This window comes from Neorhizobium sp. T6_25, assembly GCF_002968555.1.
GTDB lineage: Bacteria > Pseudomonadota > Alphaproteobacteria > Rhizobiales > Rhizobiaceae > Neorhizobium.
Window position 1 is genome coordinate 72051 of sequence record NZ_PVBL01000003.1, and the last position, 16111, is coordinate 88161.

The 16111-nt window shown below is 62.1% G+C and carries 20 protein-coding genes; 12 read left to right on the forward strand and 8 right to left on the reverse strand.

Annotated features, from left to right (window positions below; genetic code table 11):
• The first annotated feature begins 29 nt into the window (after nucleotides 1-29).
• Both rpsU and C5L10_RS04880 read left to right on the forward strand, forming a co-directional pair.
• A complete protein-coding gene (gene rpsU, locus C5L10_RS04875; RefSeq protein ID WP_038548258.1) occupies nucleotides 30-272 on the forward strand; it encodes a 30S ribosomal protein S21 in 243 nt (80 codons plus the stop codon).
• A gap of 41 nt (nucleotides 273-313) precedes the next feature.
• The gene (locus C5L10_RS04880; protein WP_046603001.1) at nucleotides 314-535 is read left to right on the forward strand and encodes a hypothetical protein; all 222 of its coding nucleotides are present in this window, start codon (nucleotides 314-316) and stop codon (nucleotides 533-535) included.
• A 61-nt stretch (nucleotides 536-596) separates the two neighbouring features.
• Here the strand turns inward: C5L10_RS04880 and C5L10_RS04885 are convergent, their stop codons facing one another.
• Nucleotides 597-1811, reverse strand: a complete 1215-nt coding sequence (locus C5L10_RS04885; RefSeq protein ID WP_105428746.1) for an MFS transporter — start codon at nucleotides 1809-1811, stop codon at nucleotides 597-599.
• Nucleotides 1812-2010: 199 nt separating this feature from the next.
• Nucleotides 2011-2181: a hypothetical protein gene (locus C5L10_RS33525; RefSeq protein WP_167551681.1), complete on the reverse strand. Its 171-nt coding sequence runs from the start codon at nucleotides 2179-2181 to the stop codon at nucleotides 2011-2013.
• Nucleotides 2182-2366: 185 nt separating this feature from the next.
• Here C5L10_RS33525 and C5L10_RS04890 point away from each other — a divergent pair, with 185 nt between their 5' ends.
• Both C5L10_RS04890 and C5L10_RS04895 read left to right on the forward strand, forming a co-directional pair.
• Nucleotides 2367-2975, forward strand: a complete 609-nt coding sequence (locus C5L10_RS04890) for a TetR/AcrR family transcriptional regulator (RefSeq protein ID WP_105428747.1) — start codon at nucleotides 2367-2369, stop codon at nucleotides 2973-2975.
• Between the two features lie 55 nt (nucleotides 2976-3030).
• Nucleotides 3031-4215 (forward strand): MFS transporter, encoded by a 1185-nt coding sequence (locus C5L10_RS04895; RefSeq protein WP_105428954.1) that lies wholly within the window; start codon nucleotides 3031-3033, stop codon nucleotides 4213-4215.
• An 83-nt stretch (nucleotides 4216-4298) separates the two neighbouring features.
• Here C5L10_RS04895 and C5L10_RS04900 read toward each other — a convergent pair whose 3' ends face one another.
• The 4 genes from C5L10_RS04900 to C5L10_RS04915 form a co-directional block, all read right to left on the reverse strand.
• The gene (locus C5L10_RS04900) at nucleotides 4299-4688 is read right to left on the reverse strand and encodes a hypothetical protein (RefSeq protein ID WP_105428955.1); all 390 of its coding nucleotides are present in this window, start codon (nucleotides 4686-4688) and stop codon (nucleotides 4299-4301) included.
• Nucleotides 4689-4795: 107 nt separating this feature from the next.
• On the reverse strand, nucleotides 4796-5317 hold the full coding sequence (locus C5L10_RS04905) for a DUF1772 domain-containing protein (RefSeq protein WP_105428748.1): 522 nt from the start codon (nucleotides 5315-5317) through the stop codon (nucleotides 4796-4798).
• Between the two features lie 73 nt (nucleotides 5318-5390).
• A complete protein-coding gene (locus C5L10_RS04910; RefSeq protein ID WP_105428749.1) occupies nucleotides 5391-5912 on the reverse strand; it encodes a GNAT family N-acetyltransferase in 522 nt (173 codons plus the stop codon).
• A gap of 31 nt (nucleotides 5913-5943) precedes the next feature.
• Nucleotides 5944-6519, reverse strand: coding sequence for an XRE family transcriptional regulator (locus C5L10_RS04915; protein ID WP_205837020.1), 576 nt, complete (start codon nucleotides 6517-6519; stop codon nucleotides 5944-5946).
• 176 nt (nucleotides 6520-6695) lie between these two features.
• Here C5L10_RS04915 and C5L10_RS04920 point away from each other — a divergent pair, with 176 nt between their 5' ends.
• From C5L10_RS04920 to C5L10_RS04945, 6 genes are all read left to right on the forward strand, one after another.
• Nucleotides 6696-7949: an MFS transporter gene (locus C5L10_RS04920; RefSeq protein ID WP_105428750.1), complete on the forward strand. Its 1254-nt coding sequence runs from the start codon at nucleotides 6696-6698 to the stop codon at nucleotides 7947-7949.
• 82 nt (nucleotides 7950-8031) lie between these two features.
• Nucleotides 8032-9858 (forward strand): translation elongation factor 4, encoded by a 1827-nt coding sequence (lepA, locus tag C5L10_RS04925; RefSeq protein WP_046667286.1) that lies wholly within the window; start codon nucleotides 8032-8034, stop codon nucleotides 9856-9858.
• 185 nt (nucleotides 9859-10043) lie between these two features.
• On the forward strand, nucleotides 10044-10349 hold the full coding sequence (locus C5L10_RS04930) for a hypothetical protein (RefSeq protein ID WP_172716914.1): 306 nt from the start codon (nucleotides 10044-10046) through the stop codon (nucleotides 10347-10349).
• Nucleotides 10350-10615: 266 nt separating this feature from the next.
• Complete coding sequence (locus C5L10_RS04935; RefSeq protein ID WP_105428752.1) at nucleotides 10616-10813, forward strand: hypothetical protein; 198 nt, start codon at nucleotides 10616-10618, stop codon at nucleotides 10811-10813.
• Nucleotides 10814-10867: 54 nt separating this feature from the next.
• A complete protein-coding gene (locus tag C5L10_RS04940; protein WP_105428753.1) occupies nucleotides 10868-11095 on the forward strand; it encodes a DUF2188 domain-containing protein in 228 nt (75 codons plus the stop codon).
• 245 nt (nucleotides 11096-11340) lie between these two features.
• On the forward strand, nucleotides 11341-12288 hold the full coding sequence (locus C5L10_RS04945) for a flagellin (protein WP_105402383.1): 948 nt from the start codon (nucleotides 11341-11343) through the stop codon (nucleotides 12286-12288).
• 69 nt (nucleotides 12289-12357) lie between these two features.
• Here the strand turns inward: C5L10_RS04945 and C5L10_RS04950 are convergent, their stop codons facing one another.
• Together C5L10_RS04950 and C5L10_RS04955 are read right to left on the reverse strand one after the other, a co-directional pair.
• Nucleotides 12358-12609 (reverse strand): hypothetical protein, encoded by a 252-nt coding sequence (locus C5L10_RS04950; RefSeq protein ID WP_046667282.1) that lies wholly within the window; start codon nucleotides 12607-12609, stop codon nucleotides 12358-12360.
• A gap of 152 nt (nucleotides 12610-12761) precedes the next feature.
• Nucleotides 12762-13250, reverse strand: coding sequence for a MarR family winged helix-turn-helix transcriptional regulator (locus tag C5L10_RS04955; RefSeq protein ID WP_105428957.1), 489 nt, complete (start codon nucleotides 13248-13250; stop codon nucleotides 12762-12764).
• Between the two features lie 123 nt (nucleotides 13251-13373).
• On the opposite strand from C5L10_RS04955, the gene C5L10_RS04960 reads away from it, so the two are divergent.
• Nucleotides 13374-15308: an FAD-binding monooxygenase gene (locus tag C5L10_RS04960; protein ID WP_105428754.1), complete on the forward strand. Its 1935-nt coding sequence runs from the start codon at nucleotides 13374-13376 to the stop codon at nucleotides 15306-15308.
• A 138-nt stretch (nucleotides 15309-15446) separates the two neighbouring features.
• Entirely contained in the window at nucleotides 15447-16100 is a 654-nt protein-coding gene (locus C5L10_RS04965; RefSeq protein WP_105428755.1) for a TetR/AcrR family transcriptional regulator, read from the forward strand.
• Nucleotides 16101-16111 lie beyond the last annotated feature (11 nt).

A 16111-nucleotide genomic window follows, 5' to 3' on the forward strand; every position in this document is an offset into this window, starting at 1 on the left:
GGATCTGCCCGCAATGGAAAGGATTTAGTTTGCAGGTTCTAGTCAGAGACAACAACGTCGAGCAGGCACTCCGGGTGCTGAAGAAGAAGATGCAGCGCGAAGGCGTCTTCCGCGAGATGAAGGCGCGCAGCGCCTACGAGAAGCCCTCCGAAAAGCGGGTACGCGAAAAGGCCGAAGCCGTTCGCCGCTACCGCAAGCTGGCGCGCAAGAAGATGCAGCGCGAAGGCCTCCTGCCGGCTCCCAAGAAAGTGGTCCGTCCGGCGCGCGGATAACTTGTCAGCCGCACGGACATCCCATCAGGAAGGAGGATATTATGGCCGCTACCAAGGACGAATTCTTCAATCCCACCAAGCTTTCCGCGCGTGACAAAGCCGCTGCGACAGATCACACCGCGCGCTCTATCATTAGTGCGGAAGCGACCCAGCGGGAAAAGAAAACCGAGAAGTTGAGGCAGCTTCGTCTCGAACGCGAAGCCGCGGAGCCTGCTCCGGCCCCGGCTCGAGCCAAGGGCCGCAAGGCCCCAGCCGATCACTGAACTTCAAAAAGCCCGGAATTTTCCGGGCTTTTTGCTGTGCGGCTCACAGTCCGGGAGTTGCTCAGGCCGCCTGGAGCTGCGCCGGCTGGCGCGGCAGCGGCGGAAAGGCGAGAGCGATCGCCACAGCCCCGAGACCGACCAGTGCCGAGCCGAAGAACAGCCAGTCATAGTTTGCGAAATGATCGAAGGCCCAGCCGCCGGCAAGAGGTCCGAAGGCCATGCCGAGGCTCGACAGCATGGTCGCCGCGCCGAACACGGTGCCCATGATCTTCGGCCCGAAATACTCTCGCGCCAGCACCGCATAGAGCGGCATCACGCCGCCATAGGTGCCGCCGAAGATCACCGCCAGGGTGTAGAACTGGCCGAGATCGGTCACCATCGTGTAGGCTGCGATGACCGCCGCCTGGATCATCAGCCCGCCGATCAGCACCGGTTTGACGCCCAGCCGGTCGGCAAGCACGCCGAACAGAATGCGGCCGCCGAGGCCAGCCGCGCCTTCGACGCTGTAGATGCTGACCGCCGCCATCGGCGCCACGCCGCAGAACATCGCATAGCTCACCATGTGGAAAATCGGCCCGGAATGGGCCGCACAGCAGGCGAAGAAGGTAAAGCCGAGCACCAGGAACTGCGGCGAACGGAACACCCGCGACAGCGGCATGCCCGAACCTTCGGCCTGAGGTTCGGAGCCGCCGCCGCCCGCAGCCGACACGGCCGGCGGATTGCGGACCAGGAAAGCAGTCGGCAGGAGCAGTGTCCAGGCGCCGATGCCGATGAAGAGCATCGCCAGGCGCCAGTCGTCATAAGCGGTGATCAGCCAGCGGGCGAAAGGCGAAATGGTCATCGGCGCCATGCCCATGCCGGCCGAAACCAGCGAGACAGCCAGGCTGCGATGCTCGTCGAACCAGGACATGGTGACGGCGATCATCGGAGCGAAGAAAGCGCTGGCGGAAAGCCCGATCAGGCAACCATAGATCAGCTGGAAGGCGATGAGGCTTTGCGTCTGGCTGGCGAGCACCAGCGCCAGACCGAGAAGTGCGGCCCCGATCAGCACGACGATACGGGCGCCAAACCGGTCGCTCAACGTGCCCCACATGAAGCCGCCGAGGCCCATGACGACGAAGTTGAGCGTCATGGCGCTTGAAATGCCGGCACGCGACCAGCCGGTCGCCTTGGCGATCGGCTCGATAAAGATGGCCAGCGAGAACATCGTGCCGACGGCGACGCAGCCCATCAAGGCGCCGGCAGCGACGATCACCCAACGATAATTGCCACTCATGTCTATTCCCCTAGGTCACAGGTTCCGAAATCCGGACAGACTTCGCAGCATCGCGACCCCCATCCTTGAACCGAGGACGTTCGGCTCCTCTCCTCCCCGACAGACCCAACCGATTTTTTTCGCAACCGGATTTTCAGCCTACAACAAAAAAGCCCCGCACGCGGCGGGGCTTTCCAAATCTGTTGATCGTGGTGACGTCCTAGCTGCTGCCGGTGTTTGGACGGTTCTTGCCGACATTGGTATTCGTCGATGCCGTTTTGCCGTCCGGGTTCTGGCCGTAGTAGGTGCCGCCGAGGTGGCCACCGGCACTGGTGTTCTCGACCTGCCGTTCGGCGCGTTTTACGGCTTCCTGTACGTCACTCTTGCTCATATCTGCCTCCAGCTTTGGGGTTGGTGACAGATAGGTAACCGTCCGCTGGGCCAAGTGTTCCCCTTTAATTCGCCGGACCGGACCGCAAAGGCCGGCAGCGACATGCCACGAACAGGGCTTTGCTCTTGACGAAGCGCAAACACGGCCTTATTGGGGAACGATCGTTTCCTAATCAAGCCGACGTCATGGATATCAACACCGCGACGCGCCCGCCGGGCCGCCCCCGCGAATTCGAGATCGAAGAAGCGCTCGACAAGGCGATCGTCGTCTTTTCCGAGAGAGGCTATCACGCCGCCTCGATTTCGGAACTGAAGGACGCCATGGGGCTTGCCGCCGGCAGTCTCTACAAGGCGTTCAAGGACAAGAAGGCGATCTTTCTGGCGAGCTTCGATCGCTATAAGCAGGTCCGCAACGCACTTCTCGACCAGGAATTGGCCGAAGGCGCGAACGGCCGCGACAAGGTTTCCCGCATGCTGCGCTTCTATGCCGAAGCCTCGCATGGCGTAAGCGGGCGTCGCGGCTGCCTGGTCGTCGGAACGGCGATCGAGCTTGCCGTCTACGATGCCGAAGCCGCCGAACGGGTCGAGCGCTCCATGACCCGTACCGAAGCCATGATCGACGGGCTCATCCGCGAAGGCCAGGCGGATGGCTCCATTCCGCCGACGATCGACCCGCTCACCACCGCCCACGTCCTGCTCTCGGTGACGCAAGGCCTGAGGGTGCTGGGCAAGACCGGTCCAAACCGGGACCGTGCCTTTTCCGTGGTCGATACGGCCATGAAACTTCTCGACTGATTTCAATCCGATCCTTCCTCCCAAGGAGCTTCTCATGACCACCAATAGCGCAACGATGGCCACGCCGGCGGCCGCTTCCGGACTGTCCGCCGCCATGACCTTCGTAATGGCCGCGGCCTGCGGGCTCATCGCCGCCAATCTTTATTATTCCCAGCCGCTGGCAGGCCCGATCGCCGCCTCGATCGGCCTTCCGGCGCACGCGACGGGGCTTATCGTGACGCTGACGCAGATCGGTTACGGCCTCGGCCTGCTGCTGGTGGTGCCGCTCGGCGACCTTCTCGAAAACCGCCGGCTGATCCTCACCATGATCGGCGTCGCCACCGTGGCGCTGCTCGGCGCCGGCCTGTCGAGCGCATCCATTCCGTTCCTCGCCGCGTCGCTGGCGATCGGAGTCGGCTCCACCGCCGTACAGATGATCGTGCCGTTCGCCGCCAGCCTGGCGAACGACGCCAATCGCGGCCAGGTGGTCGGCAATGTCATGAGCGGGCTGATGATCGGCATCATGATGGCCCGGCCGGTCTCGAGCTTCATTGCCGAGTTCTCCTCCTGGCACGTCGTGTTCTTCCTGTCGGCAGCTGTCATGATCGGGCTCGGCTTCGTGCTTGCCGCCCGCCTGCCGAAGCGCATGCCGCAGACGAAGCTCTCCTATGTCGCCCTGCTCGCATCGATGGGCCGCCTTTACGCAACCCAGCCGGTCCTGCGCCGCCGGGCATTCTACCAGGCCTGCCAGTTCGCCACCTTCAGCCTGTTCTGGACGGTGACGCCGCTGGTTCTCGCCGGCCCCGCCTTCCACCTCAGCCAGGCCGGGATCGCGCTCTTTGCATTGGCTGGCGTCGCAGGCGCCATCGCCTCGCCGATCGCCGGACGCCTTGCCGACCGGGATCTCGGGAAGCCTGCGACGATATTCGGCATCGCCGCCGTCGCCGTCGCCTTCCTGATCACCCATATCGCACCGGAAGGTTCCACCGCAGCGCTCGCGCTCCTGACGCTAGCCGCCATCCTGCTCGATTTCGGGGTGACGATGACGCTCGTGATCGGCCAGCGCTCGATCTACAATCTCGGCGCGGACCTGAGAAGCCGGCTCAACGGCCTCTACATGGCGACCTTCTTCTGCGGCGGCGCGATCGGCTCCGCCGTCGGCGCCTGGGCCTTTGCCGAAGGCGGCTGGCTGCTCGCCTCCTCGCTCGGCCTTGCCCTGCCGGTCATTGCCTTCCTCTATTTCCTGACGGAAAAGCGTTGAACGGAGCCCGTAGCCTGCTGGGAAAATTCCGCTGAACGGAATGGATCGGCCGACAGCGCGGCCGATCCTGTTTCGGTCCCTGCTTACTCGACCAGGTTGATTTCCTCGGTCTCGCCGCCTTCGCAGACATAGCAGCAATCTTCGCAGCTCTCTTTGTTGCCCGGACCGGTGCCCCAATAGGTCTGCTTGTCGCCGGAGACCCAGGCACCGTAGCAGATGTTCTCGCCCTGCTTGCAGGAGAGGTGGATCTGCTTGGATTCGCCGTCATCCAGATAGTAGACTTGGTTGCCGCCCGGCCAGACATGTTTGCGGTCCTGGCTGTAAAGCTCGACCTCGACGGCATTCGGATGCTCGTTGCGCATCACGAAGCTCACGTCGGCAGACACGGCCTGGCCGGCTCCCGAGCAGGTGGCCAGGACAAGCGTCAGCGCGGCTGCACGGCGCACGGCCGACACAGAATTGAGTATAAACATAAAGCCCCTCTTCAGAAGCGCCGGATCAATCGGCGCCAGTGCATATGACGTGATTTTCAAGAAGAAAGCGAGGTGGGGCAGAAGAGTTTCGCCGGTTTTTCTTGGGTTCAACCAAACCGGCTGCGCTTGGATTCTTCCCGTCCAAGTAACGCAATCCCGAGCCCCGCAAGCAGGAGGCAGACGCCGCTGGCGATGGTGCGGACGACGTTCCAACACTGCCAGGGTTGCGAATATTCCTGCCACAGGCGCCGCGCGCCGTCGGTATCGGTCGGGATCGCGGTTGCCGCCAGCGCCTCGTTCATCAGCACATTGATGGTCATGGTGAGCACCTGACCGCCTATCAGATAAACAACGGCCGCCAGCGCGAAAGCCGCAGCCGGGCCTCGCAACCCCAAAAAGAAGGCCAGAAGAGCTGTGATGAGCAGGAGCGGACTGGTGGCGAAGAAGGCCGGCGCGAACACCATGTTGCGCACCGATGAATTCATCGCCTTCATCGCCTCGATGGCGACCACCGGATCGGCCGCATCAAGCCCCCACATGGTCGAGCATACCCAGGCATAAAAGAAGCCGAAGATCGCGCCGCTCAAAAGCAGCGACACGCCGGCCAGGACATATACGAGCGACCGCATGCGACACCTCCCGCGTCATTTGGACGATAGCTCGCATAAAATACGGATCCATCCAAGTGAAAGATCGATGACTTCAAGCAACCCGCTTGTAAAACAGCGTGGTGGCGCAGAAACCGCCTTCCGGCCACATTGCATAATCCGGGATGACGCCGACCCGCTCCCAGCCGAAGCGCGGATAGATCTTTTCCGCATCGCTGCCGGTCGCCGTGTCGAGCACCAGAAGCGTACGGCCGCGCCGGGCGGCTTCCGCTTCCACCGCGTCCATCAGCTTGCGAGACAGGCCGAGCCCGCGGGCGGAGCGATGCACGAGGAGCTTCATCAGGTCGCCACGATGCGGCTGGTTCGGCTTCGAGGCAAGGCCCACCTGCACCGTGCCGACGACCTTGCCCTCCACTTCGGCCACCGCGAGAATGACGCCGCCTTTCTCGACCGCATCGGCAATCTCGTGCCAATAGCCGACCGCATCCTTCGGCGCGAAAGGCAGCATGAAGCCGAGCGAAGCCCCGCCGTTGACGCAGTCGGACAGGGTCTCGGAGAGATCGGTTATGGCGGCGCGGGTTTCGCCGGCATTGAGGATGCGGATGGTGATGGTCATCTTGAAAAGGCTCCTGGCGTCTTGAAAAGAATTAGCGGCCGCGGTCAAGGACGACGGCATACCGGGCCGGCTTGTCGGATGGATTGTGGAAGTCGAAGGCGGCGCCGATATCCATGAAGAGGCAATCGCCGGGATGAAGCGTATGGACGGTCTCGCCGATGACCATTTCCAGCACGCCCTCGAAGAGCCAGACGTGCTGGGTCATCACCCGGCTTTCCTCCCGCGGCGGGAAGCTGACCCGCGCATGGGCTGGAAAATCCACCTCAACGATATCGACGCGCGACGGTGTGCCCGATGGCGAAACCGAGCGGCGCAGATAGCCCGTATGCGGATCGCGCCAGAGCTTCTGCTCCGCCCTGCGGCTGAGCGGCGAGTTCTGCGGTTCGTCATCGGCGAAGAATGCCGAGAGGGAAAGGCCGAGCGCCTCCGACAGCCTTGCCAGCAGCGCGGCGGTCGGGCTCGCCTCCGCCCTCTCGATCCGGGAAATCATCGCACGGCTGACGCCGGAGCGGTTCGCCAGTTCGTCCAGCGTCAATCCCGCCCGGGCGCGCAGGCTCTTCAGCCGCTCGCTGATCGCGTTCTCGATATCATGATCCGTCGCTTCCATTATTTGAGAATTGCATTCTCTTATCATGGAATCAAGCGTGAAGATGGTGGAACTATCGAATTTTACAAGCGATGGCGCTTCCGCGATAGCTCCTGTCATGGTCCATCGGTTATGGAACAGCATCGGGCTTCAAGTCGGCGGAAACCGCCGACATCCCATGCTTCCGGAGAGATGAGATGAACGGCCAGACCATCGAGACGGCGTCGCCCCTGTCGATCGCCAGCATCGTCGTCTCGATGACGATTGCCGCCATCGGCAGCGGCATCATGTCCGCCTATGTTCCTTTCGTACTGACGGAGAGCGGCTCCTCCTGGGCCGCCAGTGCCGCGGTCCCGACGCTCGCCTTCGGCGGCCTGATCGGCTGCATCGTCGGCGGGCCGCTGATCCGCCGGGTCGGCCATGCGCGGCTGTTCTCCTGCTCGATGGCGATGGTGATCATCGCCGCCGTGCTGATCGCCACCAATCCGCCGCCGATCTGGTGGGTTTTGGCACGCGGCGTTTACGGGGCGGCCTCCAACGTCAATTTCATCATCGCCCAGAGCTGGCTCAACCACGCCGCCTCCAACGAGTGGCGCGGCCGGTCGATGTCGTTCTTCTACATGTCCTTCGTGCTAGGGCTCGGCGCCGGCGCCTGGCTGTTCGGTCGTATTCCGACGGACGGCAATCTGGCGCCGCTCGCCGTGGTGTTCGTCACCGCGCTCGCCATCCTGCCGATCGGGCTGACCCGCCTGCCGAACCCGCCGGCGCCGGCCAATGTCAATGTCGACATCAAAATGGCCTGGCGCATCTCGCCGGTCGGGCTGATCGGCGTGCTCGCGTCGGGCGGGCTTTCGATGGTGATCCAGGGCTTCGTGCCGATCTATGCCACCACCAGCCACGTGGCGCAGACGGATGTCGCGCTTTTGATGCTGGTGATGCAGACCGGTCTGCTGTTCGTGCAATATCCTCTCGGCATGCTGTCGGACCGCATCGACCGCCGTTTCGTGCTGTTGATCACCTGCGCGCTGATCGTCGCGGCAGGCACCGCGGCGTTGTTCGTCTCCTTCTCGATGATGATCGTCCTGATGCTCGTCTTCCTCGTCTTCGGCGGCGCAGTCGAGACCGTCTATTCGGTCGCCAACGCGCATGCCAACGACCGGGCCGATCCCGGCGATTTCGTGCCGCTCTCCTCGACGCTGCTGGTCGCCTGGTCGACGGCGGCGACCATCGTGCCGCTCGGGGTGACGCTGCTCACCCCCGCTTTCGGCCAGCACACCTTCATCTATGCGGTGATCCTGGTCGCGATCGCCTATGGGGCCTACGTGATCTGGCGCCTCAAGGAACGCGTGGGCGTGCCCGCCGACGAACGGGAGAATGTCGGGCTCAGGAGCGCCCAGCTTCCGAACGCCTCCGTCATGACCGGTCCGGAGACCGAAAAGCCCGGCAAATAGCCCACGCTACCGGGCTTTATCCTCAACGAAAGGTTATCTTTCCGCTTTGCGACAGGGATTCGCGCTGCTATATGCGCGAGCCATGAGCACCAATTCCACCCGCACTCCGCTTGACCATATCCGCAACTTCTCGATCGTGGCGCATATCGACCACGGCAAGTCGACGCTGGCCGACCGGCTGATCCAGACGACCGGCGGTCTTGCCGAGCGCGACATGTCGGAACAGGTGCTGGACTCGATGGATATCGAGCGGGAACGCGGCATCACCATCAAGGCCCAGACCGTGCGCCTGCACTACCAGGCGAACAACGGCGAAAAATACATTCTGAACCTGATCGACACGCCCGGCCACGTCGACTTCGCCTATGAAGTGTCGCGTTCGCTGTCGGCCTGCGAAGGTTCGCTTCTGGTCGTCGACGCATCCCAGGGCGTCGAGGCGCAGACGCTCGCCAACGTCTATCAGGCGATCGACAACAACCACGAGATCGTCACCGTCCTCAACAAGATCGACCTGCCGGCGGCCGAACCCGACCGCATCCGCGAACAGATCGAGGAAGTGATCGGCATCGATGCGTCGCAGGCCGTGCTGATCTCGGCAAAGACGGGCCTCGGCATTCCGGACGTGCTGGAAGCGATCGTCCACCAGCTGCCGCCGCCGAAGAGCGAACTCGGCGAAAAAGGCCCGCTGAAAGCGCTGCTGGTCGACAGCTGGTACGATACCTATCTCGGCGTCATGGTTCTGGTGCGCATTCTCGACGGCGTGCTGACCAAGGGCCAGACCATCCGCATGATGGGCACCGACGCCAAATACCAGGTGGAGCGCGTTGGCGTTCTGACCCCGAAAATGCTCGCCGTCGACAGCCTCGGCCCTGGCGAGATCGGTTTCTTTACCGGCTCGATCAAGGAAGTGGCCGATACCCGCGTCGGCGATACGATCACCGAGGACAAGAAGCCGACGGCGCATGCGCTTCCGGGCTTCAAGCCGGCCCAGCCGGTGGTGTTCTGCGGCCTCTTCCCCGTCGATGCGGCCGATTTCGAGGACCTGCGCGCTGCGATGGGCAAGCTGCGGCTCAACGACGCCTCGTTCTCCTTCGAAATGGAGTCGTCCGCAGCGCTCGGCTTCGGCTTCCGCTGCGGCTTCCTCGGCCTGCTGCATCTGGAAATCATCCAGGAGCGCCTGGAACGCGAGTTCGACCTCGACCTGATCGCCACGGCACCCTCGGTTGTCTACAAGCTGACGATGACCGATGGTTCCGAGCGCGAGCTGCACAATCCGGCCGACATGCCGGACGTGGTCAAGATCTCGGAAATCCAGGAACCGTGGATCAAGGCGACGATCCTCACCCCCGACGACTATCTCGGTGGTATCCTGAAACTCTGCCAGGACCGCCGCGGCATCCAGACCGAACTCACCTATGTCGGCAAGCGCGCCATGCTCACCTACGAGCTGCCGCTCAACGAAGTGGTCTTCGATTTCTACGACCGCCTGAAGTCGATCTCCAAGGGTTATGCCTCGTTCGACTACCATCTGCACGGCTATCGCGAAGGCAACCTCGTGAAGATGTCGATCATGGTCAATGGCGAGCCGGTCGATGCGCTCTCCATGCTCGTCCACCGGTCGGCTGCCGAAAAGCGCGGCCGCGACATGTGCGAGAAGCTCAAGGACCTGATCCCGCGGCACATGTTCAAGATCCCGATCCAGGCCGCGATCGGCGGCAACGTGATCGCCCGCGAAACGATCTCGGCGATGCGCAAGGACGTGACCGCAAAATGCTACGGCGGCGACGCCACCCGCAAGCGCAAGCTGCTCGACAAGCAGAAGGAAGGCAAGAAGCGCATGCGGCAGTTCGGGAAGGTCGACATCCCGCAGGAAGCGTTCATTGCCGCCTTGAAGATGAAGGACGATTAAGAGCAGAGCAATCGCATTGTGAAAGGGGGCTTCGGCCTCCTTTTTTTGTGCTTTAATCGGAACATAGGGGGACTAGATTATAGTTAACGAATCCTATATAAAGGGATTCGGATTCGTCGGAATAGAAAATATCGTAAGGATATTAAACAGCTACATGATTAACGATGAGAACTAAGGAAGCAGACTTGATCGATCCGGCAATCGCGCTGATAGCAAGATATGGTGACGAGGATATTGGGCTCGAAATTTCCGTGCTTGCGAAGAAGCTCCGAGAACTCATTAAGCCCAAACCCGAAGACTTGCTGCCCTTAAAGGGTAGAACGGACGATCGGTTAAGTCAGGTAATTCGCAATCTCGTCAGCCACCGAACTTTGGAAAAGAGAGGCATGGCGACCTACAGAAAGGGTCCTGCAATGATGCGCGGGAGTTATGTTCTGACTGATCTCGGTAGGGCATCGGTAAAAGCTTCTTGGGCCAAAAAGCTCAGGTAGAAAGCCCCAGTTCACATGGAGAGCTCGATGAGAAGAGAAATAGCCAACTGCACCAAGAGCGCCGTCGCGGCTGGCAGTAACAAAAAGGGCCACAAAACAGGAAGGCGGCAACCAACCTGCAATGTGACCCGTGGTGTCAGCGGACAAGCCCGAATCCGTTGGACGGATGAACTGGGAATGCCGATCTCTGAACCGTGCCTAGTCAGAATCGCATTTCCCGGTCTCCGTTTCAAGAGGGCAACCAATTGAAACGAAAGGATCGTCCCATGAACGATAACGACAAGCCGAGCTATACGCTCACTTTCGATGACGCCATCCAGATCTGGCTTCGCCACTGGAACGGCGAGTTCCAGAACCGGATTGCTGGAAGTTTTGACGTCAATCCCGCCCGAGTGAACGAAGTTCTCAAGGAGCGGAAGCACGTCGGAAGCCGTGGAGCGGCATTGGCCAAACGCTCGGCATGAAGCTTGAAGGCCGGTACACGCACCGGCCTTTCTTCACCTCGAAGGGATTCTGAAATGACAAAGAACCGCAATCAACACGTTGTACCCCACCCTGAAGGCTGGGCTGTCAAAGGTGCAGGCTCTGGGCGCGCGACTAAGGTTGTCGAAACTCAGCGCGAGGCAATCGGCATCGCCCGTGGCATTGCCCAGAACCAGGGTACGGAAATGCTGATCCATGGGGAAAACGGTCGCATTCGCGAGCGGAATTCCTACGGCAACGATCCTTTTCCGCCGAAGGGCTGAAAACTCGTGCGGCGGGCAAGTTCTCTTGACCGCCGCACTCAAGGCGTTTGCGCCACATCCCGCCCCTCAACAAACCCGCCAATCATTAAAACCTTAATAAATCCTGCAAATGCTTTGAAATCTCGCTCGTGCAAGGTGATTGCAGGTGATGGGTTCGTGCGCCAACGCGGCGACAGCTCAAGGGCATGACGCCGATCTTCACTGCCTGAGCCCGTAACGTGTCCTTCCCACCTGCGAGACGCTTCATGAGCAGCATTTCTTACAATCAGTCGGCGGCTTCTGCGCTGTTATTGCTGACCGGCTCCGCCAAGGCGCTGGAGCGTAACACGATCCAGGTGGCAACCGGGCGCAACGTCAATACCGCATCCGACAACGCCGCCTATTGGTCGATCGCCACGTCGATGCGTTCGACGGGCATGTCCCTCTCGGCGGTCGAGGACGCATCGGGCCTTGCCGCCGCGCTGACCGATACCGCATCGCTCGGCATGGAGGCCGCAACCGGCCTCGTTTCCGAGATCAAGGCGAAACTCATCCTGGCACGCTCGCCGGGCGTGGATCGCGACGCCATCAATGCGGAGATCAGCCAGCTCAAGGAGCAATTGGGCACGGTCGCCGAATCGTCCTCCTTCAACGGCGAGAACTGGCTGCGTTCCGCCGGGACGCCGGGCGTCAAGTCGCTGCTCGCGTCCGCATCGACCAACCCGGACGGCACCACGGCCCTCAACACGATCGATTTCGATACCGCCTCGACGACGCTGGCAAGCAGCGGCGACGCCGCCGACGGCCTTCTGACCAAGGCCTATTCGGGCACGACCGACAACGGCACCGCCTACGAATATTACCTCCTCGATACGGGATCGCAGGGCTCGGCAACCGCCAGCGAAATCAAGATCTCCAATTCGACCACCGAAGACGAGCTGGATGGCATGATCTCCGCCACCGACAGCATGCTTTCGAGCCTCACCTCCGCCGGCGCCAAGCTCGGATCCACCTCGAGCCGCATCAGCGCCAACACGGAATTCCTCTCCAAGCTGCAGAATGCGATCGATCGCGGCGTCGGGCGCCTCGTCGATGCCAACATGGAAGAGAGCGCCGTAAAGCTCGCCGCCACGAAGGTGCAGCAGCAGCTCCAGACGATCGGCCTCAGCATCGTCAACGAACAGTCGAAACGTATTCTCGACCTCTTCCGCTGATACCTCCCAAATATCCGGCCCTTGGGTAAGCTCGGGGGCCGGATGTTTCGTTCGCTCGCGGGGTAAGACCTAGTGGCGGCTCGCATGCAGTGGACGCGGCATGTCGGAATGGGTGATCCAGACGCGGCCGTCGAACGCCACTTCGCCGTGATCGAGCTTGCTGCTGGCGATGCTTTCGATAAGGCCGAGCTTGGAGCAGACGTCGCCGATCCTGCCGTCGTTGACGACGCAGACGGCCTGGCATGTGCTGCCGTCGCGCATCACCAGAACGGTGTGGTGGCTGTTTCGCACGATCTTGTTGGGCAATGTCACGAGCGTCATGCTCTTCTCCCTGCTGTATCCAAGTTACGGCTGGCGTGCCGACAGAGGAGGCTCGACCAATATGGTCAACAAAAGGTTAACCGAGCGGGATCGGGCACGCGGCTTGCCCGGCAGCCGAGGAGCGCCTTGCTCGAAGCAGCGTCTGTAGCGGGTCATGTGGCCGGCTTGGCCTTGGCGGTGTCCGAAACCTCGCGCAACGGTGCGCGGCTCAGCTCGTTGCCGGCGGCAATCGCCTTGCGCAAAAGCCGCAGCAGTTCGTCGCCCTCCTCCGCCGTCAACCCGCGCAGCATGAGTTCCTGCGCCGCCTCGACCACCGGCGCGACGCCGCTCAAGGTCTTGCGACCCTCGTCGGTGATCTGCAATTCGCGGGCGCGCCTGTCCCTGGTGCTGGCATTGCGCACCAGCAGGCCTTTCTGCACCAACCGGTCGATGACCCCGGTAATCGTCGTGCGGTCGTAGGCGATCAGCCCGGCGAGCGTCACCTGATCGATCCCGGGATTGGTGCTGATCGCCGCGAGCGCCGCATATTGGACAGGTGTCAGGTCGTAGCCGGCTTGCTCCACCTCGGCATGAAAGACCGCCACCGCGATCTGCTGAAACCGGCGGGCCAGATGCCCCGGCATGTCATCATTGTCTTTCACCAGATTCTCCAAAATCGCCGCAAGCTTGACACCTATACTGATGATCAGCATACTGATCAATATGGAACCCGCCGAATCCGTTTCCGCGGGCGCCCAGCGAAACATGCGGAGGAAACTGGTTCCATGCAATTCCATCTGAATGGGTTCGAGCCTGGCGACCCGGAAATCTTTCATCCGGAGGATCGATACAGCACGCCCGCCGACAAGGGACCGCTTCCCGCCGAAGTCGATGTCCTGATCGTCGGCTGCGGTCCGGCGGGCCTGACGCTCGCGGCGCAGCTCTCCGCCTTTCCCGATATCAGGATCTGCATCGTCGACCAGAGATCCGGCCCCTTGCTGCGCGGCCAAGCGGACGGCATCGCCTGCCGCACCATGGAAATGTTCCACGCCTTCGGTTTTGCCGAGCGGGTGCTCCAGGAATCCTACTGGGTCAACGAGACCTCGTTCTGGAAGCCCGACGACGCAAAACGCGAAAACATCATCCGCAGCGGCAGGATCGACGATACCGAGGATGGGCTTTCCGAATTCCCGCATGTGATCCTCAACCAGGCGCGGGTGCAGGATTTCTTCCTCGACGTCATGCGCAAATCGCCCTCCAGGCTCGAGCCGCATTATTCGCGGCGCCTGATCGACGTCGAGACAGACCCGGCCGCTTCTGATTATCCGGTGACCGCGAGGCTGGAGCGTCTCGATCCCTCCCACGAAGGTGAGATCGAGACCGTCAAGGCGCGCTACGTCGCCGGCTGCGATGGCGCGCGCAGCACGGTGCGCAAGTCGATCGGGCGGGCGCTGCATGGCGATTCCGCCAATCACGCCTGGGGCGTCATGGATGTGCTGGCCGTTACCGATTTTCCCGACATTCGTCTGAAAGCACTGATCCAGTCCGCGGGCGAAGGCAGCATCGTGCTGATCCCGCGCGAAGGCGGCTACATGGTCCGCATCTATGTCGAGTTGGACAAGCTCAACGAAAACGAGCGGGTTGCGAGCCGCAACATCACCGTCGACAAGCTGATCGCGGCCGTGCAGCGTGTCCTGCATCCCTACACATTCGAGGTGAAGGAGGTCGCCTGGTGGTCGGTCTACGAGATCGGCCAGCGCCTCACCGACAAGTTCGACGACGTGGCCGAAGACGCGATCGGGAAGCGCTTGCCCCGCGTGTTCATCGCCGGCGACGCCTGCCACACCCACAGCCCGAAGGCAGGCCAGGGCATGAACGTCTCGATGCAGGACGGGTTCAACCTCGGCTGGAAACTGGCCGCCGTGCTGCAGGGGCGGAGCGGACCGGAGCTGCTGCACAGCTATTCCGCCGAACGCCAGACCATCGCCAAGGAACTGATCGATTTCGACCGCGAATGGTCGGCCATGCTGAGCGCACCGCTGAAATCGCCGGATGATCCGGACGGCGAGGGCGTCGAGCCGGCGGAAGTCCAGAAATATTTCGTCCGGTCCGGACGCTATACCGCGGGCACGGCGACCCGCTACATGCCGTCAGTGCTCACCGGCCAATCGATCCACCAGCATCTCGCCAGGGGGTTGACGATCGGCACGCGGTTCCATTCGGCGCCGGTGATCCGGCTGGTCGATGCCAAGCCGATGCAGCTCGGCCACGTCGCGAAGGCGGACGGCCGCTGGCGCATCTATGCCTTCGCCGGAGCGGAGGATCGTGCGGCACCCTCATCGCGCCTGCGGGCGCTTTGCGATTTCCTGGCGGACTCCCCCTCCTCGCCGGTGAAGAGACATACACCTTCCGGTGCCGACATCGACGCGGTGATCGATTTCCGCGCCGTCTTCCAGCAGACCCACCGCACGCTTGCCGTCGAAGCCATGCCGACTTTCCTGCTGCCCCGGAAGGGCCGCTACGAACTCTGCGACTACGAAAAGATGTTCTGCCCCGACCTCAAGAGCGGCCATGACATTTTCGACATGCGCGGCATCGACCGGGAACAAGGTTGCATGGTCCTGGTGCGGCCGGACCAGTATATCGCGCATGTCCTGCCGCTCGATGCCCACGCGGAGCTCGGCGCCTTTTTCGGCGGCTTCATGCTTCCACAACGATAGCTCGTTTCCTCGGCGGGATCGGTTCCCGGAGCCAGCGCTCGCCGCGAGATGGTCTTGACCCTCCCGGCGCAGAATTTCGATTGACGATCAATTTGTACAACTGTACAAATTGATCGTACAATTGATAATGGATCCTCGATGCGACCGAACCTGAGGGAAGCCTTGCTCAGAAACGCCGTCACCCTGTTTTCCCGCAGCGGCTACAATGCCGTCTCGCTGCGGGACATCGCCAAGGCGTCCGGAGCTAATGTCGGCAGCCTGACCTATCATTTCGGCTCGAAGGCAAAATTGCTGCGGGAGGTCTACGAGCGCCACACGGTGCCGATGAACGCCCGCCGCCGCGAGCTTCTGGGCGAAGCGCTACGGATCAGCGATCCGGATCAGCGGCTGATGGCGATCCTGCGCGCCTACGTCGTGCCGGCCTTCGTTTCCTCGTCCGAGGGCGATGGCGGCGGTGCCGAATTCACCCGCATGCGGGCGGTCCTGTCGGCAGAGGGAAATCCCGACGCGCAGGCGATCATCGCAGACGCATTCGACGAGACCAGCCGTGCCTTCATCAAGGCTCTCGCCGACTGCGTGCCGGGTGCGCCATTGGAGGGGCTCGTCTGGCGCAGCCAGTTCCTGCTCGGCTCCCTCTATTACGCCCTCATCAATCCCGACCGCGTCACCCGTCTGTCGGGTGGAACGGTCGACGGAAACGACCGGGAAGCCGCCGTCGATCAACTCGTCGAAGCAAGTTATGCGAGCTTTCGAAGCCTCAGCGTCGGAACCAGGCAATCCGCAGCAATCTGAAATACGCATGG